Below are 24,673 nucleotides of genomic sequence, written 5' to 3'. Positions count from 1 at the left end.
CCTGCTCCTAGTTCCGATCCGCGCGTAACAGCGCAACCAGCAGATAAATGAACAGCGCCACGGCCAATAGCAGTGACACTCCGTCCAGAACGCTCATGGAAGTCTCTCCGTTTTGCGGCGATTGCCGCGTGTGAAGCAATTGTCCGCAGAAGTGGCGTAAAGGAACGAGAGCGAGGGTATGAGTGGGGCGTAAAGACGGCGTAAAGAGTCGGTTTATGCGGGGTTTACAGGATGATTTATGGCGCCTTTGCGGGCCTCTTCGCGAGCAAGCCCGCTTCCACACTCGACCGAGTACATTCTTTGGAACACGGTCAAAATGTGGGGGCGGGCTTGCTCGCGAAAGCGCCAGGCCTGGCACAGCCGCTCCAACCTGGTGCACCTTGAGTAGATTTCAAACGCCAAACCATCTCGTCGGCGACAGTTCGGCGACTTTACGACACCGCATCGCGCAATGGCATGGCCGCTGCACAGCCTGAATCATTCCAAACCGTTCAGGGAGTGCAACACGATGAACACACAACTCAAACCCACCTTGGGCACCCTGCATTTATGGGGTATTGCCGTGGGGCTGGTAATTTCCGGCGAATACTTCGGCTGGAGCTATGGCTGGGGCGTGGCCGGCACGCTGGGCTTTCTGGTGACCTCGTTGATGGTTGCCGCCATGTACACCTGCTTTATATTCAGTTTTACCGAGCTCACTACTGCGATTCCTCACGCCGGAGGGCCGTTTGCCTACAGCCGGCGCGCGTTTGGAGAGAAAGGCGGCTTGATCGCTGGCCTCGCGACGTTGATCGAATTCGTCTTCGCACCGCCCGCTATTGCCCTGGCTATCGGGGCGTATCTGAATGTGCAGTTTCCGGCCCTGGACCCCAAACACGCGGCCGTGGGTGCCTACATCGTGTTCATGGGCCTGAATATTCTGGGCGTGAAGCTCGCGGCCACCTTCGAGCTGGTGGTGTGTGTGCTCGCCGTCGCCGAGTTGCTGGTGTTCATGGGTGTGGTGGCGCCAGCGTTCAGCTTCAGCAACTTTGCCCTGAATGGGTGGGCCGGCTCCGACACCTTTGGCGCGCCTGCCGTTGCCGGGATGTTTGCCGCGATTCCCTTTGCCATCTGGTTCTTCCTCGCTATCGAAGGCGCGGCCATGGCCGCCGAGGAAGCCAAAGACCCCAAGCGCACCATTCCAAAAGCCTACATCAGCGGCATCCTGACATTGGTGATCCTGGCCATGGGCGTGATGTTCTTCGCCGGCGGCGTGGGCGATTGGCGCACCCTGTCGAACATCAATGACCCGTTGCCGCAAGCGATGAAAACGGTGGTGGGCGACAGCTCCGGCTGGCTGCACATGTTGGTGTGGATCGGGTTGTTTGGCCTGGTGGCGAGCTTCCACGGCATCATTCTTGGCTACTCGCGCCAGTTCTTCGCCCTCGCCCGCGCCGGCTACCTGCCGTCTTTTCTCGCCAAACTGTCGCGCTTTCAGACTCCGCACCGGGCAATCATCGCCGGTGGCGTAGTCGGCGTCGCGGCCATCTACAGCGACGGCCTGATCAACCTGGGCGGCATGACGTTGACCGCAGCCATGATCACCATGGCGGTATTCGGGGCCATCGTGATGTACATCATGAGCATGCTCAGCTTGTTCAAACTGCGTAAGACCGAACCGCTGCTGGAGCGTACCTTTCGCGCCCCAGGCTACCCGATCGTGCCGGGCATCGCCTTGGCACTGGCGGTGGTGTGCCTGGTGGCCATGGCCTGGTTCAACGCGCTAATCGGGATGATTTTCCTGGGCTTTATGCTGGTGGGTTTTGTGTACTTCCAACTGACCGCGCAAGACCGGGCCGATGCACCGGCAGATGCGATGCTGACGGGCCTTTAAGGCTACTGGGGCAGAACGGGCCTACAATGAACTACTAAGATAGCCCGTTACTCAAAGCAGCAACTACCGTGGGAAACTTTCCCACGGTTTGCTGCCTCAAGGAGAACCCTATGCCGTGGTATGCCTGGTTGATTTTAGTGGTCGCGATCGGTTCGATCGTCGGTGGTTTGTTGATGCTGCGAGACAGCGCCAACAAGGTAGAACTCACCGATGAACAACGTAAGCGCGTGGCCGAACGCAACGCACAAGCGGACTCAAAAGACGCACAAGACCGCTGAACTTGCCACTACTCCCAATCCGCCTTGGCGATATGCAACCCGTGCTGGCCTTTATAGGCCGCACGTTCGGGTTGGCTCCAGCCATTGAGCAACTCGCTCTCCAACCGATAAATCTCCACACCCAGCGGGCGACACACCGTCAAAGGGTCTTGGGCGTCCGGCCCCCACATCGGCAACGACAGATCCCCGCCCGGGCACGTTGATAGTGCGCAGAGCACGTCAATCTCGGCAAAAAACTCCAGGTAGTCGCCCTTCTGTGCCGGACAGGCTTTCATGAAGTACATGTCGTCATGGTTGAGCCCAGTGCATTGGAAAATATTCAGCACGTCATGCACATCAAACTCGGTCAAGCCGTGGGGGAGCACGGCGCGTGTCAGGTTTGAATGGCAATGGTGATGAAAGTCTTCGCCAGTGAGCATACGGTTCACATACGGATCGCAACGCGTGCCCAACAAATCATGCAGCCGCCCGCCATGCTCATCGATGCCGTAGCTTGCCAGGCTGTCATCGGTGATGGTCACCAACGGCCGCAGGAACGGCAGGTTGGACCACAACCGGTCATGAGTGCTGACATGCGCGCCTTGCAACTGCCGCGTGCGGGCCGCCCACAAGCGTTCGCGCGGGTCGTTGGCGTTCCACAGATTGAAGTCGCCGACCTGCGGCCCTACCGGCGTGGTGACACGAAACACGTGCCCGGCCGGCACCTTCCATGCCCTGCCCGAGCGAATCGGCACTTCGAAGTGCTCGATCAACGTGCGTTTATCCGCCTGGTCACGAATGCGTTCGTAGAACGCCGTGTCCACCTGCAGCGCCGAACCCTTACTGACCTGGTAAGCGGCGGGATAGTCTTTGTACATGGTGAAGATCCTCGATCAGGGTTAGGTAAACAGGGCCAATGTCAGGCGTTCCGAATCATTCAGGTACACGCTCATCGCTTGGCCTGCCGCCGGTTTATCCGCTTGGGCCAATAATTCGTAAATTTCGCGATCGCGCTCCAGCCAAGGCGACTGGAAACGTTGCTCATCGGGTGCCGCGCAAAACACCAGCCGCAGTTGGGCAATGACTTGGGCGAAAAACTCATCAAACAATGGGCTGCGCATCAGCCCAACAACCTGCTGGTGGAACACCAGGCTGTGCGTCGCCACGGCGCGCCAATCGTCACGCTCCCGGGCCAGGGTGGTGGCCTCAATGGCGTTTTGCATGCGCTCGGCCTGATCAAAGGTCAACGCTGCGCTCTGGGCGATGGCCTGCAATTCAAGGGTTCGGCGCACGACGAACAGATCACGCACTTCGTCGCGCTCCAGCCGCCGCACCATCACACCTTTGTTGCGCACGTAGCGAGTGAGCCCCTCCTGCCCCAGACGATGCAGCGCCTCGCGGATCGTATTGCGCGAGGCGTTGTAGACCTTGACCAGATCAACCTCGACCAGCGCCATCCCTGGTAACAGCCGCCCAGCAATGATGTCGGCACGCAGTTCCAGGGCAATCTGATCGGCTAAAGACAAACTGAGCGTCATGACCACCTCATGATTGTTGAACAATCTCTGCTGAAGGCATAAACACTTTTCATGCCAAGATCGCCGAGGGTTGCTTGGATGTGTAAAACGGTTTACCCCGTTAAAATGCACACTGGTTCACGAGGCAGTCCTATGCGTTATTCAGCAGACCATAAGCCCAGCCCCATCAACGCATCATCAAGGAAGCCTCCGTGCGCTTTCGCCGCGCCGGCGGTGCCGCCACCGGCCTGCAGCCGCTGATGAAAGCACTGAAGCTGACGCATGGTGGGTTTTACGCTCATTTCGAATCCAAAGATGATCTGGTGGAAAAGGCCCTGCAGGCTGCGGCTACCGAACTGGATACGCATTGCGAAATGCTGTTCAGCCAGGAGCAGCCGTTGGAAGCGTTCATCGACAGTTACCTGTCTGAATGGCACCAGACCTCGCCGGATCAAGGCGGCCCACTACTGACCATCTCTCCTTAACTGGGCCACGGAGGCCAGCATAGTCCGACCACGGATGCGGCACTTGGGGCTCGGCTGAAGCAGGTCGAAGCCGCTCTAGAAAACGCAAATGCTGATGAACAAAGCCTGGTGATGATGTCGACGCTGGTTGGTGCGCGGTACTGGCCAGGAGCGCCGAGAGTGCGCAGTTGGCGACGCACATCATCGAAGTGGTACGCGCCAGTTTGAAAGCGCAGGTTTCAGAACATGAAAAAGCCGGTCATTGACCGGCCTCCTTGCAAACGTTCATATCCTCAATTGATCACCAGCCTATCGCGGTTCTTCTCCAGCAGCGCCTTGCCGATGCCCTTTACCTCCAATAACTCATCCACTGCTGTGAATGGGCCGTTGCTTTCGCGGTAGGCGATGATCGCCTTTGCCTTGGCAGCGCCGATGCCAAAGAGCTCGCGACGCAGGGTTTCGGCGTCGGCTCCATTCAGGTTGACCTTGGCGGATTGCTCGACCTTGGTCATCTGGGCGGTAATAGGGGCAGGGGCTTCGGGTTTGATAGAGGGGGCTGCGTTGGCGGCAACCGAGAACGAGGTAAGGAAAGCGAAGATAAGGGAAGAGATGTAGGTGTTTTGCATTGGTGACGCTCCATGACATCGGTAGAAGAAAAGCAGCTTTCCGAAGCTGCTTCTTCTAACGTAGGTGATGTTTGGAGGGAGTCAAAAACGCAGGGGTTACAGAGTGTGAGCTTAGGGCTCCAGACGGCGTTGCTGGAAAATGAGATCCACGATTTCGCCATCGGGCGAGTAGCCACTTACCGTATCGCGCAGCAGCTGTCGAACGCGTGAGTAATCGTCCTGATCTAAGGCCACCAGTAGCTCGCTCAGCTTGCCCTTAAGAAGATCCCAGCCCAAGTGGTCTTCGTTAGCACTCATGATCATCGGATGCTGGGTGGCAACGACGTTGTCGCCAATAAGTAACTCTTCGTAAAGCTTTTCACCGGGCCGTAGTCCTGAAAACTCTACGGTAATATCGCCATGCGGGTTTCTATCAGAACGCACACTCAAGCCCGACAAGTGAATCATTTTCTCCGCGAGTTCGACAATCTTCACTGGCTCGCCCATATCCAGCACGAATACGTCACCGCCCAGGCCCATTGAGCCGGCCTGAATCACCAACTGCGCAGCTTCCGGAATGGTCATGAAGTAACGGGTGATTTTCGGATGGGTGACAGTCACCGGACCACCCGACTTGATTTGCTTGTGAAACAGCGGAATTACCGAACCTGAGGAGCCGAGTACATTGCCGAAACGCACCATGGTGAATCGGGTCTTGTTCACTCGCGAGACGTTTGATTTGTCGCCAAACAATACGGGGGCTATCTCACGGCTAAGTGCTTGCAACGTCAGCTCGGCGAGGCGCTTCGTACTGCCCATGACATTGGTCGGACGGACCGCCTTGTCGGTAGAGATCAGCACGAAATTGGCCACCCCTGCCTGCAACGCTGCCTGCGCCGTGTTTAGTGTGCCAATCACATTATTCAACACGCCTTCAGCGATATTGTGCTCTACCATCGGCACGTGCTTGTACGCCGCAGCGTGGTAAACCGTACTAACGCGCCAGGCTTTCATGACATCAAGCAACTTGGATGGGTTACGGACAGAACCCAGGATTGGCAAAACCTTGACCGGTAGAGACTCTCGATTAATACGCTCCTCCAGTTCGCAAAGGATGCTGTAGAGATTGAACTCGCTGTGCTCGAACAACAGTAACGATGTGGGGCCTAGTGTAAGAATCTGCCGGCACAGCTCTGAACCAATTGAGCCCCCTGCCCCGGTTACCATTACGTTTTGCCCTTTGATACAGCGTTCCAGCAGTTCGTGCTGGGCAGGCACAGTGTCCCGCCCCAATAGGTCTGCAATATCGACTTCCTGGATATCGTCGACCTTCACCCTGCCACTGGCCAGGTCCATAAATCCTGGAACACTGCGTACATGCAGAGGAAACCCCTCAAGAAACCCGAGGATTTCACGGCGGCGACCGCGATTGGAGGACGGAATGGCCAGCAGGATTTCCTGGGCACCCGTCGTATCGATCATGCGTTGAATATGTTTGGGCTTATACACTTGTAGCCCGGAAATCACACGGTCGGAAATACTTGAATCATCGTCAATAAATGCAACCGGCCGCATGACGCGCCCCATTCGCAACGCCGCTACTAGTTGATTACCAGCAGCGCCCGCGCCGTAAATGGCGACACGCGGCAATCCATCTTCGCGGTTGGTAAACGGCACATGCTGCGCAGCGGAAAACCAGTCACCTAAGAAGTATTGGCGCATGCCAAGTCGCAAGCCGCCCACCATGATCAGGCTGAGCCACCAGTAGTTGAAGATAATGGAGCGCGGAACCACATTCTGATGGTTGCTGTACCAGTAAACCACCACGCCAAGGATGAGGGAGGACAAACTGACCGCCTTGATAATGGCGATCAATGCATCGTTGCCAAAGTAGCGCATCACTGCGCGGTACATGCCGAAGCGAATGAATAGCGGTATTGCAACCACTGGAGCAGCAATGAATAACCAAAAGTGAAGACGAACCGGGTTAACCAATTCATCGATGCCCAGGCGTACAACGAACGCGAGCCATAAGGCCGCCCAAACGACAAACACATCCGTACAAACCTGAATCAGCCGTTTTTTTCGTCTAGGCAGAGCGACCAAATAGGCGCGTAACTTATCCATAGCGTTTTCAGACACCTCTTAACTTCCTAATGCTTTGCCTTTGCAAAGCTATCCATGCGCCCTTCGAAGGCTTTCAGGCCAGTTACCCGCCAACTTATGACCGCTCAAGCTCGCCAGCGTGAAACTTGATGGCCAAAAGGATCAACGGCACATAAGCAAGAACCAGAGCCCAAGCTCCATCCCATCCATATAGAACAACACCCAACGCAATCGGCAATAGCCAAACGAGGTTGATGGCCGCCACTGCCAACGTCACCGGCAGATGTTTACCGCATTTGCGTGAAGCAAACTGATAGGCATGACTGCGGTGCGCTTCGTAGACCTTGTCACCCCTTAGCAGGCGGCGCACAAGCGTGAACGTTGCGTCGACCACGAATACGCCCAGCAAGATCAACCAGGCCCAAAAAAAAGAAGATTGGACCCAGGCAGCCTGAATAGAGAAACAGCCCAGGACAACGCCTAAAAATCCACTCCCGGCATCCCCCATAAAGATTTTTGCAGGGGGGAAATTCCACAGCAGAAATGCCCCCACTGCTACGGCCAACAGCAGCGGCAGCCAAATCATATCCTGATGACCACTCAGCGCATAAAGCAGGCAGCCGCCAAGGCAGACGCAGATCGCCTCTACACTGGCAATACCATCAATTCCATCCATGAAATTGTAGAGATTGAGCATCCAGACCAGATAAACAGCCGCCAGGACATTCCCAATCAGACCGAGATGCAGGTCCCAGCCAAATACGGTCAGCGGTGCAAGTCCTTTCATCCAGAACAACGCCCATGCCGCTGCCGCAAAATGGCCTGCCAGACGCCAGCGGGCAGCAATATGACCATGATCGTCCATAAAGCCCAGGACGGCCACCAACACACCTGCCCCGCCGACCGCGATTAACATGCCTGTAGATACCAGACCCAGCCACCCCAAAAAAGGGATCACCACAAGAAACGCCAAAACAATCGCGACACCACCGCCTCGCGGAGTAGGCACCGAATGCGAACTGCGTGCATTCGGGATATCGATAATGCTGCGCGAAAGCGCATAGCGTCTTAATACAGCAGTCATCAAAAATGAGATCAATGCAACAGCAAGAACGATCCACCAGTCACTCATATCTTTTCATTTTCCATGTAATCCGACGCTGTAACTTTCAGAGCCTGGTCCACTGACAGCGGCGGCGTCCAACCCAAAACAGCACGGGTTTTGGCGATATCAACCTGCAATGAGCCACACAACCGTTGAGAAAGGCTGCGCTTGCCCAGCACGTTGGCAGCTGCACGCAATAAAACAGCCGGCACAGGAAGAAGACGCGCAGGCTTGCCCAACGCTGACGCCATCTTGCGTAGCAGCCGGGTAGTCGACAAGTCTTCGCCATCGCTGACCATGAACGTCTGATTCGCTGCTGCTGGATGACGGGCGCAGAGGATGGTCAAATCAACCAGGTTATCCAAGGCCACGAGGCTGCGAGCGTTATGAATTGCGCCGAAAGGTAACGGAATACCTTTATGCAGCCAGCGCATCATGTTGAGGAAATTGGCTCTTACCCCTGGCCCATAAACGAGTACGGGTCGGATGATCACCACCTCCATACCCGTCGACAAGGCCAGCTCGCGAAGACACTGCTCTGCTTCCATCTTTGAAACGCCGTAAGGGTCTACCGGATTACCCGGCTGATCCGCAGTGAACGGCATGCCAGGGTCTGTGCCTTCGCCGTTAACCTTGATCGAACTGAGAAATACAAACCGGCGCACGCCAGCCTCTGCTGCCTGACGTGCCACGTTAAGCGTGCCCTCAACGTTGACGTGGCGGAAGGCCTGAAGGGGGTCCGCTTCCAAGTCGTTCATAACGTGCACGCGAGCCGCGCAGTGGAGTACTGCGTCCACACCGGCCAGTTCGGCCGAGAAATCCGCCGTCGAAAGGTCCTCGAATCGGACCACCTGCGCAGCCGTTGCACACGCTAAGTGGCTTCCCCTTGCTGCAACGGTGACACGAACATCAGTATGGCCAGCTAACACTTGGACCAACCGGCCGCCAACGAATCCCGAAGCCCCAGTCACGAATATGTGCACGTAAAGCTCCTTGCTTACGATTTGGACCAGACGGTGCGGTTAATGTAATCGGTGTAACTGTGCACAATACGCACGACTTTCTTGGATACGGCACCACCAAGATAATCACCGACCACCGCTAGCACCCGCTCGCCACGCACGTGTTGGGTGGTGACCACACGGACGGCATCAAGAACGCGCTCGGCCTTCAGTCCGCACATGATCAGCGTGCCTTCGTCCATACCCTCTGGGCGCTCATGCGCATTCCTGATGGTAGCTGCGGGCAGGTTCAACAGTGAGGCCTCTTCAGTGATAGTCCCGCTGTCGGACACCACGCAAAATGCCTCCATCTGCAACTTGATGTAGTCGAGCAGGCCAAACGGTTTGACGAAGCGGATCAAAGGATGATCCAACGACTCGCCTAGCGCTTCGAGACGCTTACGGGTGCGCGGGTGAGTCGACACGATTACCGGGTATTGGTATTTGTCCGCCAATGCCTTCAAAGACCCGAGTAAGTCTCTAAGATTGTCGGGCGTATCGACGTTTTCCTCGCGGTGCGCGCTGACGACAAAATACGCTCCCGCTGCAAGCCCTTCTCGAGCGAGAACATCCGACGCTTCAATCTTAGGCATGTAATGAGCCAAGACTTCCGCCATATGAGAACCTGTCTTGATAATGGTCTCTGGACGAACACCTTCATCAAGCAGATAACGACGCGCATGCTCGGTCAGAACCATATTGATATCGCTCAAATGGTCCAGTACTTTGCGATTAAGCTCTTCAGGCACGCGCTGATCAAAGCAGCGATTTCCTGCTTCCATATGGAAAACCGGGATTTTTCGGCGCTTTGCGGAAATGACCGCCAGACACGTATTCGTATCACCGTAAAGCAGTAGAGCGTCCGGTTTTTCTAATTCAAAAAGCTCATCGGATTTGGCAATGACTTGTGCAATAGTCTGCGCTGCAGTATCACCGACGGCCCCTAAAAAATGGTCCGGCTTGCGAATGTCCAGGTCGTCAAAAAAGACCTGATTAAGCTCATAGTCATAATTCTGCCCAGAGTGAACCAGAACATGGTGAGTTTGTTTATCAAGTTCTGCGATCACGCGGCTCATTTTAATCAGCTCAGGGCGAGTGCCGACCAGGGTCATGACCTTAAGCATTGAGCTGCTCCTGAATAAATTCCAGTTTCAATAGCAGTGCTTTGACACCCTCGACATCCAGACGCTCGGTATTATGGGACGTGTAGTCATCCAGCTCGGAAATGTGCGTTTCGCCTTCGACGAAATACTTTTCATAGTTCAGATCACGGTTATCCGCCGGAATACGATAGTAGCGCCCCATGTCCTCTGACTTGGCCATCTCTTCGCGAGAAATCAGCGACTCGTAAAGTTTCTCGCCATGACGTGTACCGATCACCTTAATGGCATTCAAGCGATTGAAGAGTTCTTTCAGCGCCTGAGCCAAATCTGCCACAGTAGAAGCTGGCGCTTTTTGCACGAAAATATCACCCTGCTGGGCAAACTCGAATGCATGAAGCACTAAGTCTACCGAGTCTTCCAGCGACATCAGGAAACGGGTCATGTTGGGGTCGGTCACCGTCAGTTCGCCCCCCTGCTTCAATTGATTGACGAACAGCGGGATGACCGAACCGCGCGAAGCCATCACATTACCGTAGCGGGTAGAGCAAATAACCGGGCCGCCTTGCGGGATCATCCGAGATTTGGCCACCACCAGCTTTTCTGCCATTGCCTTGGAAATACCCATGGCATTGATTGGGTAGACCGCTTTGTCAGTACTCAAAACCACAACACGTTCGACATTGTTGGCAATGGCCGCATTAAGAACGTTTTCTGTCCCCAGGACATTGGTTTTAACCGCTTCCATCGGGTAAAACTCACAGGACGGGACCTGCTTGAGTGCGGCGGCGTGAAAGATATAATTCACGCCAACCATCGCTTGGGAAATGCTCGCGTAGTCACGCACATCACCAATATAAAATTTGACTTTGTCATTGCCGAGCGCGATGCGCATATCTTCCTGTTTTTTCTCGTCGCGGCTAAACACGCGAATTTCTTTCACGTGTGTGTCGAGAAAACGTTTCAGCACGGTATTACCAAAAGAACCGGTGCCGCCCGTGATCATCAATATTTTGTTATCAAACATAAAAGCTCCTAAACTATTTCTGTGCACGCATGAACTGAATCAGGTCCGGCCATGACGGTGGAGTGTAACCCACGGCCTCCCGAAAGCGCGTCGAATCAAGCGAACGATCAATCACAAACTTATCATCAGGAATAATATCAATTTCTTTGTTATAGACCTTAGCGATTTCAGTCAGCAACGTGAACTTATCAATAGGGTCAGCAGAGAGGTGATACAGACCGAACACGCTTTCGTTAGGCAGCACATACTCAACAATGATGCGCGCCAGTTCTGCAGTGGGTACGCCGGAAAAAATGGCATTGGTGAATCCCTTTACCGCCCCTTCCTGGGATAGAAACCAGTCAACCAAAGACGCATTGCTCGCTAACTCATGGCCAATGATCGAGGTGCGCAACGTTATCGCGTGAGGCTGGTCACTCAACTCACCTATAAATTTTGACTTCCCGTACAGGTCTTCTGCATCAGAAATATCCGACTCCAAGTACATGCCCTTCGAACCGGAAAACACACAGTCGGTACTGATATGTATCAGTCGTGCTTGGGTAAGCATGCACAGTTTGGACAAACGATGTGGCAACATCGAATTGAGCGGCAACGTTGATAATGGGTCATTTGCTTGTGCCAACTGCTTAATCAAGCCGACGCAATTGATCACCACGTCCGGACGATTGTCTTCAAATACCGAGACCAACGTTTCGTAATCTAGAACATCAACATTTGAATAAAAGCAGCCCTTGTGCTTACTTTCAAAATACTCTTCCCCACGGGGGCCACGCATAGTGCCGAAAACACTATGTGAAGTGTGATTGGAAATATACTTGAACACAGCACTTCCAAGCATTCCTGTCACGCCCAGCACTAATATTTTCATGGTTTATCTCTAAGGGTTGCCAATACGTTCTTTAATGATCTGTACCAATCGACAGCATTGCGTCTTCATTTCGTAATTGTCACAGAAAAAGCTGAATGACGCCGCTCCGTAAGCGGCTCTTTTTTCCGGCGTAGCCTCGTAGAGCGCCTCGATATTCCGTGCGAGCGCTGCCGCGTCCTCTGCCGGAGAACATAACCCAGCACCCGCCAACGCCACGATCCTCGCTCCCTCTCCATCCAGAGCAGCCAATATAGGCTTGCCTGCTGCCATATACGCCTGGATCTTACTGGGGATGGTCAACGCGAAGATTTCCTCGCGTTTGAGTGTCACCAGTAGCGCCTCACTCTCTGAAAATAATTCAGCCATTACTGACGATGGCAGTCGCCCAACGAGTTCAAGATTGTGCAGGCCGTGTTCATGCTTTTGCTCATGCATCCAATCCAAACGACTGCCACTGCCCACTACGACGATCTTGCAATCCAAGTGAACCAGTGCTTTTGCGGCATCGACTATGGTTTCCAAGGACTGCGCGAACCCTAGGTTACCGGCAAAAACCACGCAAAAGTTAGACTGCAATAACTGACTGATCTCCACCGGCAGGCGGTCGGAAGGATTGATCTGGGGGGCCGGGGCACGGTAAGAGTTGGGGTAGTAAACGACCTTGTCTTTCGCCACATACCTGGAGGCGGAGGCGATGAATGCTTCAGATTGAACCAGCACAGTGTCGGCCTTGGCGTAGATTAAACGCACCAAAACGCCGACTGCCTTCAACAGCAGCGAATTGCTAATGAACCCCGTTGCTTTAAGTGTCTCCGGCCACAAATCCTGAACCCACACCATCAAATGAGCCTTGCTGGAACGTTTCAACACGATAGCGGGAATTGCTGCCGTGATCGGTGAGACCGCAAAGACAATGATCGCGTCGAACTGTTTACCAGCGTTCTGCTTCGGAAAGTATCTGATCCCATTTTTCACAAATGAGAGATAGTTGAGAAGCAGGTTCCTGGCACCACCAGACTTACGTGGCCTCAACGGAACCCGGTGGATTTTTACGCGGTCCTTGTACACCTGCTCATTGCAAGCAGCCTGATCATAATTTTCATAGGTTTCGCCGTCCGGGTAGTTAGGTTGCCCGGTAAAGACTTCGACGGTGTGCCCAAGACACGCCAACTCCTCAACAATGTCATTGATAATAAAGCTCTCAGGATAAAAATACTGAGTGACAATCGCAATCTTCAAAGACATATCATCCCACGCTATCAAATCGAGATTTAAGCGCTTTGGGCCCTTGAACAATCACAGATTTGAAAAATGACAACATAGCCACCCAACGATTCATTGAACCATCAAAAACAGGTGCGCGGTTAGACAACTCAACAAACCTTTTTGAGGTTTCGACAATATCAAACATTTTAGCTTTTTGTCGATGTTTAACAGACACTTCATAGTATTGTTCGGGAGTCATATCGTGCAGCATCTCGAGGGTCTCCAAGATCCCCATTCTCACCGTCGTCGCCGATTCTTCGTTGTAGGAATAGCCTGAAATCTCCGAAAACAGCCCACAGGTCAGTGGTAACTCTATGGATTCAATGCCTACCACCGAAGGCACACCGGCGGCAGCGGCTTCGATGATAGTCGTACCCGAGCCAACGAAACAAAACGCTCCATCAAAAAGGCCGGGCAACTCGGCATACTCCACCTCGCCCATGAAGTGCACGTACTCACTCACGCCACACGCCTGCGCCAACGAGACCAGCGACGCGTGTTCCGGACCGTCACCATAAATAAAATATTCAAAATTGGCACGCTTACGAAGTCCACTCAGCTGAGTAATGACATGTTTATTATAAACTTTAAAATCAACTAGACGCCCCACGGACACAATACGCAGAGACGATTGAAGTGGCCGCCGAGCGCTATAGCTCTCGAAAGAAATACCCAGCGGCAATACGTCCAGCGTGTTGACATCAACATGAGAAAATACAGCTGCCATTTCGGCTGTACGCTCATTGGGAAACAATGTCAACTTTACATTCCGATCATACAACTCAAGCATCTTTTTTCTGAAGTATATGTTTCGGCCACGCCACCAACTGATCTCCATAGAGTGATAGACGCCAATACTTAGAAATGTAAACTTCAGCCTAGCCTTATTTAGGAAAACATAGGCCAACGTCAACACATCTACCACATGAACAATGTCGTATAGCTGCGGATCTTTTTTTGCGGGTAACAGCGCATTAATCCAACTGGACGCGGCAAAAAAAGGCACATGCTCTACGACATTGACTTTGGCGTAACGAGACAGCTCGTTGAACAGACCTGCATCATATTTACTCGACAATAATGTAACGGTTACGCTACACCCCGCTTGGCTGAGGTATTTAGCCAGCCTGACCACGTAGGTCTCAACCCCACCAATGGCCAAGCCTCCCATGACAAACAAAATATTTTTCATGCACTGCCCCCAGTAAATTATGGAAAATTAAAAAACACTTCGGAACCGCCTGTCCACCCTGAGTGAACACTCAAATTCAGGTACAGTGTGCCGAGCGCATAAACAGAGACGATTAAAACCCCAAGCTTTTTACCTAACAGATGCACGGCGAGCATCGGTATCAGGACATATTCAAACATCGATATGCTCGCATAGCTGCGGCCGGCGAGAATTGCAAAATCGCCCAGTACAATTCGCAAAAATGTCGCGCAGTAAAAAACGCAGAAAACCAGCTTAAAGGTTGGATAGCGTGCTTCCAACTTCTCCGCACACACCAGTCCTACGATAATTAAAGTCATATTTTTGATATTAACGACATTGAAAATCGGCAGGACATAACCATACTTTTCCGTCGTAAGATAAGAGTCAATCTTTTCACCAATAAAGCTAATAAAATCCAACTGGCGCAACAGCAGCTTTGAATCGACAGACGACGCCATCAGCAGAAGTACAATACTGAGTAACCAGTAAAAATTTCGCGAGGGCTTCAATAAATACAAAACAAGGGGAATCACAAACAATATCGACGATACGTGCACCATCATTGCCAGCGCAAGATAAACTGCCAACATCGCGTATTCTTTTCTGTGGAGATACGTCGCCGCCCAAAACACCAAGCCGGACGCAACGCCCAAACGTATGGCGTTCAACTCTTTCGCTAGAAAAAAATGAGTAAAATAAACCAACACACCCAAGGCAAAGTAAGGAGAAAAGTAACGAATACTCTTAAAATTGAGACTTACCGCAAAAAGTGAGCAGACCCCGAATAAAACAACAGAATTTCGAGCCACTACCGCTAGCATCGAAAGAAGAATATAAAACCCGAATTCGATATTAAACGCTGTATAACTGTAGTCACAGAAAAGGTTATGACACTCCAGAACGTGGGGTACTTCTTGTATCATTCTCAGGTAGGCAAGATCATCATTGCCCACCCCTGCCATTCTGAATGTCGCCAGTACGATTAGCGCGCCCCCCATCAGGGCGCTAACCGCTACCTGAGGAAGCGTGTGTTCGCTGAGGGTGTCCCACGCGGCAACGATTACTAAAAAACCGAATACCAGGTAAAGCGGCAGGGTGAATTCCATGCCCATCAGTTGCGTGCCCAATAGATAAATCCGGCAGTGGACACTATAAAAAACGCTATATATGCCAACATGTAAGAATACATAACACCGTGCACACCACCCACTTCACGGCCGACAGAAAATGTCAACCCAACAAAAAGCAGCGCCTGTAACACTTCAGAGAAGATATACAACTTCGTCGCGGCTTTCGCCACCACAACAAAACCTACAACATAAGAAGCGACCTTAAAAAAATCACCGACTAATTGATAAATTATATAGCTCTCCAACTCATGAAACTCGGAAGACAATAACATCGGAATAAAAAAACTCCGACCAATATAAAGAACGCTGGCCCCTGCCAAAAATAACGCCATCACCAACAACATAAATTTAATGACTTGCGCCTTGATTACCGCTTTGTCTTGGGTGGAGGACACCATCGGCATGTAATAAGATGCCAAAAACACACTGAAAAAACCGATATACGCGCTCGATAACTTGATACTTCCTTGCCAGATGCCCGCTTCGGCATAACCGACCTGTGCTATCAGCGATTCCCTGATAATAATTTCGACCACGGGAAACATCAGGGCACTGACGAGCAACATCAGTCCAAACTTGGAGAAGTTCTTACCCAACCCCACATCCAACTTTCGCCACTTGAGCATTCTGAACAGAGGCGTCCCTTTAAGGTAAATCAAAGAGATAAGAGCAGGCATGGTGAATATAGACAACATTGCTATCGCAGCACCGGGCAGGCCAAATGCAGCGATCAGCCACCAGATCACGGGAAGCACAACAATGTTAGCCACGACTTGAACGATTGAGTTGACCTTGAGTTTACCAAGGCCATTGAAGAACCCTGAAAACAGGGTATTGAATGCAAAAACAAACTGAGCAAAAGCCAGCAGCACGATAACCCAGGAACGCTCCGGCTGACCGAACACAAAATTTGATATATTGGCCGAAAATACAACCATCAAGACGAATGACACAAGACAGAAACTGAATGCGTAACACACCGACGTCGAAAATAACCTGTGCAACTTAAATCGGTTATTTTTAAATTCCGCAACGTATTTAATTATACCGTGGCTTATCCCCCCTCCCGCGAGGAGGACAGCGATAGACACCAGGCTCATGAAATGCCCTAGCTGGCCGAGACCGTCAACTCCCAGGTACAGAGCGATTAATTTAAGTATGCAAAAGCCAACGAGAATTTTTGACGTTTGAGCGGCGCTTGTAAAAAAAGCGCCTACTAGCATGCTACGATTTGAGCCCTTCAATTTACGAGCCCGCGGCATCCACGGCTCCTATTACAGAGTTGATGACATGCAGCACCTCAGTCTCCGTCATGCCATACCACACAGGTAAGCGAATAAGGCGCTCACTTTCCTTGGTGGTAAAACGATCTTCGCCTGCAAACCGGCCTAACAACACACCGGCCGGTGCGCTGTGAAGTGGGACGTAATGAAATACCGCCCCCACACCCGACGCGTTTAGATACCTAAGCACTGATTTACGTGCATCGATATCCTTTACCTTAATATAAAACATATGCGCATTAGCAATACAATCATCCGGCACCGTGGGAATTTCAAGCAACCCTGCCGCCACCAATCCTGCAAACGCCACGTTGTAGCGCTGCCAAATGCCTAGCCTAATATCGTTAATCTGTTTTGCTCGTTCCAACTGACCAAACAAGTAAGCAGCCTGTAACTCACCCGGCAAATAACTACTGCCAATATCTACCCATGTATATTTGTCAATCATCCCTCTAAAAAACTGACTGCGATTGGTACCTTTTTCTCTGATAATTTCTGCACGACCAATGAAGCGCTTATCATTGATTAACAATAATCCGCCCTCGCCACCACTCGTGTAGTTTTTTGTTTCATGAAAACTATAAGCTGCCAAATGCCCGATCGTACCCAGCCAACGCCCTTTATAAGTCGACATCATGCCCTGAGCAGCATCTTCCACGACAAACAAACCATGGCGCTGTGCAATGTCCATGATCACGTCCATTTCACAGGCGACACCTGCATAATGAACGGGAACGATTGCTTTGGTCTTTACAGTGATCGCTGCCTCGATAAGTGTTTCATCGATATTCATAGTATCCGGGCGAATATCGACAAAAACGATCTTCGCGCCTCGCAATACAAATGCGTTCGCGGTACTGACAAAGGTAAAGCTGGGCATAATAACTTCATCGCCCGGCTGTATATCTATCAAAATAGCAGCCATTTCAAGTGCTTGGGTGCACGACGGTGTCAGCAGAGCCTTTTCACATGAAAATGTTTCTTCAAACCATTGTTGGCAACTAATGGTGAAATCACCGTCACCCGACATCTTAGCGCTGCGCATTGCGCGCATAACATATTGATCTTCATTACCCGTATAGGGTGGTTTGTTAAATGGAATCTTCATCAAGCTCACCGTAAAATTCTTTTTCTAGCTTAGTAAATCGTTCTATTCTTGACGCGTTTTGCAGGTACTCCAGTGTAAGCCCCCCTAGTGACGGCCTGCCGCGCCCCAATTGTACAGCCCTCAGCCGATACTCCCCCGGAAACCAATCACCTCTCCGGCACCGACGATGACATGCGGAGGTCTTTTATACGCGCAGTGAGCATTAAAATTGACTGTACAAATTTTCCCTTGGTTTACGCGCTGACCGCAACACACCCGCGGATACATTTCTAGGCAATTTCTGACCTTAACCGAACGTGACGGGGCGAAGGCGCAACCGCCCCCCCCTCTGAATCCTAAGCATTACAGACTTATCACATCCAATCACTCAAAGGCGACAGTGAATTGTTAAAAGCTTTATACGGCTGCTGCGCCACTAACTTTTGAATAGCAGGTTTTGTTTAGATATTTGCTTAAAGGCAAAATCTGCGAAATAGAATTAACCGCAACCAAATGAGTTTCTGTCTTGACGCTTGCCGGAACACGCAGATTTGGAGAATTACATACAGAGGCGAGAATGTTTGCTTTAGCAAGTGAACGCTCACCGCTCGCTCATCTACCAAGTATCGAAACGCAAAGGACGGCTGTCATTAATGCGCGGAATCTTACCCTATATCCCACACACTTTGAACCTTGACACGTCTATTTTATAGCGAACAGCCTAAGGCATTCCACCTTGGAATTATCTGATTTTTTTTGCAAAAAAAGCGGATAGTGCGCTATCGGCTAACCCGAACACCCGAGGCGGGGCTTTACGCGCAGGTGGCAGAGCACCAGAATAAAGCGCGCGCCACTCAAGGTGAGGCTGGAGGACTAGCAGCCCATAACAGCAGTTGCGAGGACAGGAAGGCTATCCGCGCACTATCGATACTTGCTTGACCGACGACTACCGGTGACCAGCAAGCCCATTAGCGGCCCTACCATTAATCCGACAATCAGCGCAGCGACAACGTACACCGCCACTGGCAGCTGCATCGTTGTCCACCCCAGGAACGAAAGAGATACGCCCTGTTGGTTTTCCAAAACAAAGGCCAAAACCACCAGCGCGACAGCCAGCACGACCAACACCACAAAAACGCGTTTAGTCCCACGCATAACTTACTCCTACCCCAAAACCACTCAGACGCCTTCTTCCTCGTCTTCGTTCACTCGATCCCTTAATTCCTTACCCGGCTTGAAATGCGGCACAAACTTACCGTCAAGGCTGACGGATTGCCCGGTTTTCGGGTTACGGCCTACACGCGGTGCGCGGTAGTGCAAGGAAAAGCTACCAAAGCCCCGGATCTCGATTCGATCCCCAGTGGCCAGGCATTGGGACATTTGCTCAAGCATGGTCTTGATAGCCAACTCTACATCCTTGGATGAAAGCAGCCCTTGATGGGTGACAATTCGTTCGATCAACTCCGACTTCGTCATATTTTTCCCTTCTTTTTCAAGCAGCTAGGAAAAGCGCTCCGAAGGTTTTAGCACGACTCGGCGATTTTGAATAGCCCACGACTTAACTTATCTGCGGGTTAATTTACCCCCCGTAATAAAGACCTAACCCTCAATTACAGATCACCAGCATCGTGCGGGTCACCGCACCGGCCGGGTTCCAGCCAAACAAATAGTCACCCTCTTCATCCTTGGCGTCACTGGAGCGCGTTACAACCTTATAGCCCTGCCCCTTGCATTCACGAGCAGCGCGCTTCTCGCACTTATCCCAATTGGAGCCAAGCCCCGAGCAGTCAATCTCGATGCCGCTGACGCCGTGCCTGGCGTGAGTCTTGGCACTGGTGGAGCAACCAGCAAGCAGCATCATTGAGAAAACGACAATAAACCTGTTCATTCAAATCCTTATTGAAACAACAATACTCAATAGCATGTATGAAAACTATATTCGGTTCTGACACCCCACTGTAAGCCTTGGTTCGAGGTTGTTGATTCAACAAATTTCAGGCACAAAAAAGGGCGACCGACGTCGCCCTTTTTTATGGTCTGACAGAACTTAGTTCTGTTTTTCCATCTGTGCACGCAGCAGGTCACCCAGAGTGGTAGGACCAGCAGAAGGCTCAGACGAAGCTGGCTTGTCGCGCAGGCTCTGAATGGCTTCTTTCTCTTCGATCTCGTCTTTCGACTTGATGGAGAGCTGGATTACGCGGCTCTTGCGGTCAACGCTGATGATCTTGGCTTCTACTTCCTGGCCTTCTTTCAGAACATTACGCGCGTCTTCAACGCGGTCACGGCTGATTTCGGAGGCTTTCAGAGTTGCTTCGATATCGTCGGCCAGAGTGATGATGGCGCCTTTGGCGTCAACTTCTTTCACGATGCCTTTAACGATGGCGCCTTTGTCGTTCTCTTGAACGTACTCGGAGAACGGATCGCTTTCCAGTTGCTTGATACCCAGGGAGATGCGCTCGCGCTCTGGGTCAACCGACAGGATAACGGTGTCCAGCTCGTCGCCCTTCTTGAAACGACGAACAGCTTCTTCGCCAACTTCGTTCCAGGAGATGTCGGACAGGTGAACCAGGCCGTCGATGCCGCCGTCCAGACCAATGAAGATACCGAAATCGGTGATTGACTTGATGGTGCCGGAGATTTTATCGCCCTTGTTGAACTGACCAGAGAAATCTTCCCATGGGTTAGATTTGCACTGCTTGATGCCCAGGGAGATACGACGACGCTCTTCGTCGATGTCCAGAACCATAACTTCCACTTCGTCGCCGACTTGTACGACTTTCGAAGGGTGGATGTTTTTGTTGGTCCAGTCCATTTCGGAAACGTGTACCAGGCCTTCCACGCCTTCTTCCAGCTCTGCGAAGCAGCCGTAGTCGGTCAGGTTGGTAACACGCGCGGTTACGCGAGTGCTTTCTGGGTAACGAGCTTTGATAGCAACCCATGGATCTTCGCCCAGCTGCTTCAAGCCCAGGGAAACGCGGTTACGCTCACGATCGTACTTCAGAACCTTGACATCGATCTCGTCGCCAACGTTGACGATTTCGGAAGGATGCTTGATACGCTTCCAAGCCATATCGGTAATGTGCAGCAGGCCATCGACGCCACCCAGATCGACGAATGCGCCGTAATCGGTGAGGTTCTTGACGATACCTTTGACTTGTTGGCCTTCCTGCAGGGATTCCAGCAGAGCTTCACGCTCGGCGGAGTTCTCTGCTTCCAGCACGCTACGACGGGAAACGACAACGTTGTTGCGCTTCTGGTCGAGCTTGATGACCTTGAATTCGAGTTCTTTGCCTTCCAGGTGCGTGGTGTCGCGCACTGGACGAACGTCGACCAAAGAACCTGGCAGGAACGCACGGATGCCGTTAACGTCGACAGTGAAGCCGCCTTTAACCTTACCGTTGATAACGCCCTTGACCACTTCTTCAGCTGCGAAGGCTGCTTCGAGAACAATCCAGCATTCAGCGCGCTTGGCTTTTTCACGGGACAGCTTGGTTTCACCGAAACCGTCTTCAACCGAGTCCAGAGCAACGTGAACTTCGTCACCGACATTGATAGTCAGGTCGCCAGCATCGTTGTAGAACTGTTCCAGCGGGATCAGAGCTTCAGACTTCAGACCAGCGTGAACGGTTACCCAACGAGCTTGGTAATCGATATCAACGATAACACCGGTGATGATGGAGCCAGCCTGAAGGTTCAGGGTTTTTAGGCTTTCTTCAAAGAGTTCCGCAAAGCTTTCGCTCATTTTAATTCCTGTTGATAAGGGCGAAGAATACGCCCATCTCCACACCCCAGACGGTGTGGGTTAGTTTCAATTAGAAGAAGCACCGCAGGACTATGACTGGTCCCCTGCAGCCTTCTTGGTCACCCGGCTATATCGCGAATGGCGATTTCACTCAAGATGCGTTCCAGCACCTGCTCGATGGACAGCTCCGTGGAATCCAACTGTATGGCGTCAGCCGCCGGTTTGAGCGGGGCTACCGCACGCTGGGTATCACGCTCATCGCGTGCACGGATCTCATCTAGCAGACTCGACAGACTAACACCATCGACTTTGCCCTTCAACTGTAAGTAACGGCGGCGAGCCCGCTCCTCGGCGCTGGCGGTCAGGAAAATCTTCAGTGGTGCCTCAGGAAACACGACGGTGCCCATGTCACGGCCATCAGCCACCAGGCCCGGCGGCTCCTGAAACGCCCGCTGACGCTGCAGTAGCGCGTCACGCACGGCCGGCAGCGCGGCAACCTGGGAAGCCCAGGAGCCCACTTGTTCGTTACGCAGATCATCAGTCACATCATCCCCTTCCAGGATGATGCGCTGCGGATGACCTTCCGTCGCGCCGACGAACTGCACATCGAGATGTGCCGCCAGCAACTTCAGGGACTCTTCGTTGGTCAGGTCGACGCCATGGTTGCGTGCCGCAAATGCCAGCAAACGGTACAGCGCGCCGGAATCCAGCAGGCACCAGCCGAGGCGCTTGGCCAGGATGCCGGCGATTGTGCCTTTGCCCGAGCCGCTTGGCCCGTCGATGGTAATCACCGGTGCTTTGATATTCACAATTGAGCCTCTTGGGCAACACGGATGCCGATGTGGGCACACAGTGTAAGAAAATTCGGAAAAGATGTAGCAACATTGGCGCAATCACGGATGCGAATCGGCGCCGCCGCACGCAGGGAAGCCACGCTGAAAGCCATGGCGATCCGGTGATCGCCATGCGCATGCACTTCGCCACCCCCTATAGGGCCACCGTCAATGATAATCCCATCAGGTGTCGGTTCACACTTCACCCCCAGCGCCAGCAGACCATCGGCCATGACCTGAATACGGTCAGACTCTTTAACCCGCAGCTCTCCAGCGCCGCGCAATACGGTACGCCCTTCGGCACAGGCCGCCGCCACGAACAATACGGGGAATTCGTCGATAGCCAATGGCACCAGCGCTTCGGGAATCTCTATGCCTTTCAACGCAGCGGCACGCACGCGCAAATCAGCAACCGGCTCGCCACCCACTTCACGCGGGTTTTCCAGTGTGATATCTGCGCCCATCAGCCGCAGGATATCAATCACCCCGGTACGAGTCGGATTGACGCCTACATGCTCCAGCAACAGCTCGGAGCCCTCGGCAATCGAAGCCGCCACCAGGAAGAACGCCGACGAAGAAATATCCCCAGGCACCTCTATATGTGCGGCAATCAAAGCATGGCCTGACTCGACCGACGCCGTCGCCCCCGCCACCTCGACCGGATAGCCAAACCCGCACAGCATGCGCTCGGTATGGTCACGGGTCGGCGCCGGCTCGGTCACCGAGGTTTTACCCTCGGCATACAACCCGGCCAGTAGCAGACAGGATTTGACCTGCGCGCTAGCCATCGGCATCGAATAGGCCATGCCTTTCAATGCCTGCCCGCCACGAATAGTCAGCGGCGGACGCCCTTCGGGCCCGGTTTCGATCACTGCCCCCATTTCCCTTAGCGGCTTGGCCACGCGGCTCATCGGGCGTTTCGAGAGTGAGACATCACCCGTCAACACACTGTCAAAGCGTTGCGCCGCCAGCAAACCGGACAAGAGGCGCATCGACGTACCAGAGTTACCCAAGTAGATAGGGCCAGGCGCTGGCTTCAGGCCGTGCAAGCCTACGCCGTGAATGGTGACGCGCCCATGGTGTGGCCCCTCAATCACGACGCCCATGTCGCGAAAGGCCTGCAAAGTCGCCAGGGCATCTTCACCTTCGAGGAAACCTTCGATCTCGGTCACGCCTTCAGCCAACGAACCCAACATCACCGAACGATGGGAAATCGACTTATCGCCCGGCACCCGAATCTGCCCGCTCAGGCGGCCACCCGGGTTGGCGAGGAAGGTCAGCTCATCGGCGCTCACGGCGGCTTCCATGTAGGCCCGGCGCGCCAGGATCTTGCTGAAATGCTCACGCGCCACGCGCGCGCGGGTGAACACGCCCAATAGTTGATGGCCATCCCCGGCATCCACCGCGTCGCGCAGAGCGTCGAGGTCACTGCGGAAGGTGTCCAGGGTGCGCAACACCGCCTCACGATTGGCAAGGAAGATGTCGTGCCACATCACCGGGTCGCTGCCAGCAATTCGAGTGAAATCGCGAAAGCCACCGGCGGCATAACGGAAGATGTCGAGATTTTCGTTACGCTTGGCCAGGGAATCCACCAAACCAAACGCCAGCAGATGCGGCAAATGACTGGTCGCCGCCAGCACTTCGTCGTGGCGCTCGACCTGCATATGCTCGACATCCGCGCCCAGCTCGCGCCATAGCCGATCAACCACGGCCAAGGCCGCCGGATCGGTTTGCTCAAGCGGCGTCAGAATCACCTTATGGCGACGGAACAGCTGCGCATTGGACGCCTCCACACCGCTCTGCTCGGAACCGGCAATCGGGTGACCCGGCACAAACCGCGCCGGCATGCCGCCAAACGCCAATCGTGCCGCGCGTACCACATTGCCTTTGGCACTGCCGACGTCTGTCAGGATCGCCTGACCCAAATCCATCCCAGCCAACAAGGCCAGCAGCTTCTCCATCGCCAGAATCGGCACGGCGAGCTGGATCACATCTGCGCCCTGGCACGCGAGCCCCAGGTCTGCTTCACAGCGATCCACCACGCCCAACTCAACCGCCAACTTGCACGATTGCGGGTCCAGATCCACACCGACCACTTCGCCGCACAACCCGCTCTCACGCAGGCCTTTGGCAAAGGAGCCGCCAATCAACCCCAGACCGACCACCACCAGGCGACCGATCATAGGCACAGCA

23 protein-coding genes and 1 pseudogene are annotated in these 24,673 nt (G+C 53.1%); 3 read left to right on the top strand and 21 right to left on the bottom strand.

Annotated features, from left to right (window positions below; all coding sequences use genetic code 11):
- Nucleotides 1-7 precede the first annotated feature (7 nt).
- Nucleotides 8-97: a K(+)-transporting ATPase subunit F gene (kdpF, locus tag FW764_RS11545; protein ID WP_003218754.1), complete on the bottom strand. Its 90-nt coding sequence runs from the start codon at nucleotides 95-97 to the stop codon at nucleotides 8-10.
- Nucleotides 98-508: 411 nt separating this feature from the next.
- Here kdpF and eat point away from each other — a divergent pair, with 411 nt between their 5' ends.
- Nucleotides 509-1,873 carry an ethanolamine permease gene (gene eat, locus FW764_RS11540; protein WP_446434041.1) on the top strand — a complete coding sequence of 455 codons (1,365 nt, stop codon included), beginning with the start codon at nucleotides 509-511 and terminating at the stop codon, nucleotides 1,871-1,873.
- A gap of 110 nt (nucleotides 1,874-1,983) precedes the next feature.
- Nucleotides 1,984-2,151 (top strand): DUF2897 family protein, encoded by a 168-nt coding sequence (locus FW764_RS11535; RefSeq protein ID WP_083359476.1) that lies wholly within the window; start codon nucleotides 1,984-1,986, stop codon nucleotides 2,149-2,151.
- Between the two features lie 8 nt (nucleotides 2,152-2,159).
- Here the strand turns inward: FW764_RS11535 and FW764_RS11530 are convergent, their stop codons facing one another.
- Both FW764_RS11530 and FW764_RS11525 read right to left on the bottom strand, forming a co-directional pair.
- Nucleotides 2,160-3,008: an urea carboxylase-associated family protein gene (locus FW764_RS11530; RefSeq protein WP_446434040.1), complete on the bottom strand. Its 849-nt coding sequence runs from the start codon at nucleotides 3,006-3,008 to the stop codon at nucleotides 2,160-2,162.
- A gap of 21 nt (nucleotides 3,009-3,029) precedes the next feature.
- On the bottom strand, nucleotides 3,030-3,668 hold the full coding sequence (locus FW764_RS11525; RefSeq protein ID WP_446434039.1) for a GntR family transcriptional regulator: 639 nt from the start codon (nucleotides 3,666-3,668) through the stop codon (nucleotides 3,030-3,032).
- Between the two features lie 132 nt (nucleotides 3,669-3,800).
- On the opposite strand from FW764_RS11525, the pseudogene FW764_RS11520 reads away from it, so the two are divergent.
- Nucleotides 3,801-4,377 (top strand): annotated as a pseudogene (locus FW764_RS11520) (TetR/AcrR family transcriptional regulator).
- Nucleotides 4,378-4,404: 27 nt separating this feature from the next.
- On the opposite strand, the gene FW764_RS11515 reads toward FW764_RS11520, so the two are convergent.
- The 18 genes from FW764_RS11515 to FW764_RS11430 all read right to left on the bottom strand — a co-directional run bounded on the left by FW764_RS11515 (nucleotide 4,405) and on the right by FW764_RS11430 (nucleotide 24,663).
- Nucleotides 4,405-4,737: a ComEA family DNA-binding protein gene (locus FW764_RS11515; RefSeq protein ID WP_446434038.1), complete on the bottom strand. Its 333-nt coding sequence runs from the start codon at nucleotides 4,735-4,737 to the stop codon at nucleotides 4,405-4,407.
- 111 nt (nucleotides 4,738-4,848) lie between these two features.
- Complete coding sequence (locus FW764_RS11510; protein ID WP_446434037.1) at nucleotides 4,849-6,843, bottom strand: polysaccharide biosynthesis protein; 1,995 nt, start codon at nucleotides 6,841-6,843, stop codon at nucleotides 4,849-4,851.
- 94 nt (nucleotides 6,844-6,937) lie between these two features.
- A complete protein-coding gene (locus FW764_RS11505) occupies nucleotides 6,938-7,954 on the bottom strand; it encodes an MraY family glycosyltransferase (protein WP_446434036.1) in 1,017 nt (338 codons plus the stop codon).
- Nucleotides 7,951-8,910: a UDP-glucose 4-epimerase family protein gene (locus FW764_RS11500; protein WP_446434035.1), complete on the bottom strand. Its 960-nt coding sequence runs from the start codon at nucleotides 8,908-8,910 to the stop codon at nucleotides 7,951-7,953. The genes FW764_RS11505 and FW764_RS11500 overlap by 4 nt, the downstream gene beginning before the upstream one ends.
- Nucleotides 8,911-8,924: 14 nt before the next feature.
- Complete coding sequence (gene wecB, locus FW764_RS11495; RefSeq protein ID WP_446434034.1) at nucleotides 8,925-10,052, bottom strand: non-hydrolyzing UDP-N-acetylglucosamine 2-epimerase; 1,128 nt, start codon at nucleotides 10,050-10,052, stop codon at nucleotides 8,925-8,927.
- Nucleotides 10,045-11,055: a polysaccharide biosynthesis protein gene (locus tag FW764_RS11490; protein ID WP_446434033.1), complete on the bottom strand. Its 1,011-nt coding sequence runs from the start codon at nucleotides 11,053-11,055 to the stop codon at nucleotides 10,045-10,047. Before FW764_RS11490 ends, wecB begins: the two co-directional genes overlap by 8 nt.
- Nucleotides 11,056-11,068: 13 nt before the next feature.
- Entirely contained in the window at nucleotides 11,069-11,926 is an 858-nt protein-coding gene (locus FW764_RS11485; protein WP_446434032.1) for a dTDP-4-dehydrorhamnose reductase family protein, read from the bottom strand.
- Between the two features lie 9 nt (nucleotides 11,927-11,935).
- Entirely contained in the window at nucleotides 11,936-13,171 is a 1,236-nt protein-coding gene (locus FW764_RS11480) for a glycosyltransferase family 4 protein (RefSeq protein WP_446434031.1), read from the bottom strand.
- Between the two features lies 1 nt (nucleotide 13,172).
- Entirely contained in the window at nucleotides 13,173-14,384 is a 1,212-nt protein-coding gene (locus FW764_RS11475) for a glycosyltransferase family 4 protein (RefSeq protein ID WP_446434030.1), read from the bottom strand.
- Nucleotides 14,385-14,401: 17 nt separating this feature from the next.
- Nucleotides 14,402-15,532: an EpsG family protein gene (locus FW764_RS11470; protein ID WP_446434029.1), complete on the bottom strand. Its 1,131-nt coding sequence runs from the start codon at nucleotides 15,530-15,532 to the stop codon at nucleotides 14,402-14,404.
- Nucleotides 15,517-16,797, bottom strand: a complete 1,281-nt coding sequence (locus tag FW764_RS11465) for an O-antigen translocase (RefSeq protein WP_446434028.1) — start codon at nucleotides 16,795-16,797, stop codon at nucleotides 15,517-15,519. The genes FW764_RS11470 and FW764_RS11465 overlap by 16 nt, the downstream gene beginning before the upstream one ends.
- On the bottom strand, nucleotides 16,781-17,926 hold the full coding sequence (rffA, locus tag FW764_RS11460; RefSeq protein ID WP_446434027.1) for a dTDP-4-amino-4,6-dideoxygalactose transaminase: 1,146 nt from the start codon (nucleotides 17,924-17,926) through the stop codon (nucleotides 16,781-16,783). The genes FW764_RS11465 and rffA overlap by 17 nt, the downstream gene beginning before the upstream one ends.
- 900 nt (nucleotides 17,927-18,826) lie before the next feature.
- Nucleotides 18,827-19,060, bottom strand: coding sequence for a lipopolysaccharide assembly protein LapA domain-containing protein (locus FW764_RS11455; protein WP_446434026.1), 234 nt, complete (start codon nucleotides 19,058-19,060; stop codon nucleotides 18,827-18,829).
- A gap of 24 nt (nucleotides 19,061-19,084) precedes the next feature.
- Nucleotides 19,085-19,381, bottom strand: coding sequence for an integration host factor subunit beta (ihfB, locus tag FW764_RS11450; protein WP_003218804.1), 297 nt, complete (start codon nucleotides 19,379-19,381; stop codon nucleotides 19,085-19,087).
- Between the two features lie 130 nt (nucleotides 19,382-19,511).
- Nucleotides 19,512-19,793: a hypothetical protein gene (locus FW764_RS11445; protein WP_083359491.1), complete on the bottom strand. Its 282-nt coding sequence runs from the start codon at nucleotides 19,791-19,793 to the stop codon at nucleotides 19,512-19,514.
- A 159-nt stretch (nucleotides 19,794-19,952) separates the two neighbouring features.
- The gene (rpsA, locus tag FW764_RS11440; RefSeq protein ID WP_094952931.1) at nucleotides 19,953-21,647 is read right to left on the bottom strand and encodes a 30S ribosomal protein S1; all 1,695 of its coding nucleotides are present in this window, start codon (nucleotides 21,645-21,647) and stop codon (nucleotides 19,953-19,955) included.
- 119 nt (nucleotides 21,648-21,766) lie between these two features.
- Nucleotides 21,767-22,456 carry a (d)CMP kinase gene (cmk, locus tag FW764_RS11435; protein ID WP_003172653.1) on the bottom strand — a complete coding sequence of 230 codons (690 nt, stop codon included), beginning with the start codon at nucleotides 22,454-22,456 and terminating at the stop codon, nucleotides 21,767-21,769.
- Nucleotides 22,453-24,663: a bifunctional prephenate dehydrogenase/3-phosphoshikimate 1-carboxyvinyltransferase gene (locus FW764_RS11430; protein ID WP_446434181.1), complete on the bottom strand. Its 2,211-nt coding sequence runs from the start codon at nucleotides 24,661-24,663 to the stop codon at nucleotides 22,453-22,455. The genes cmk and FW764_RS11430 overlap by 4 nt, the downstream gene beginning before the upstream one ends.
- Nucleotides 24,664-24,673: the final 10 nt, after the last annotated feature.

This window comes from Pseudomonas sp. 1152_12, assembly GCF_052850675.1.
This window is presented reverse-complemented; position numbering and strand designations above follow the sequence as displayed.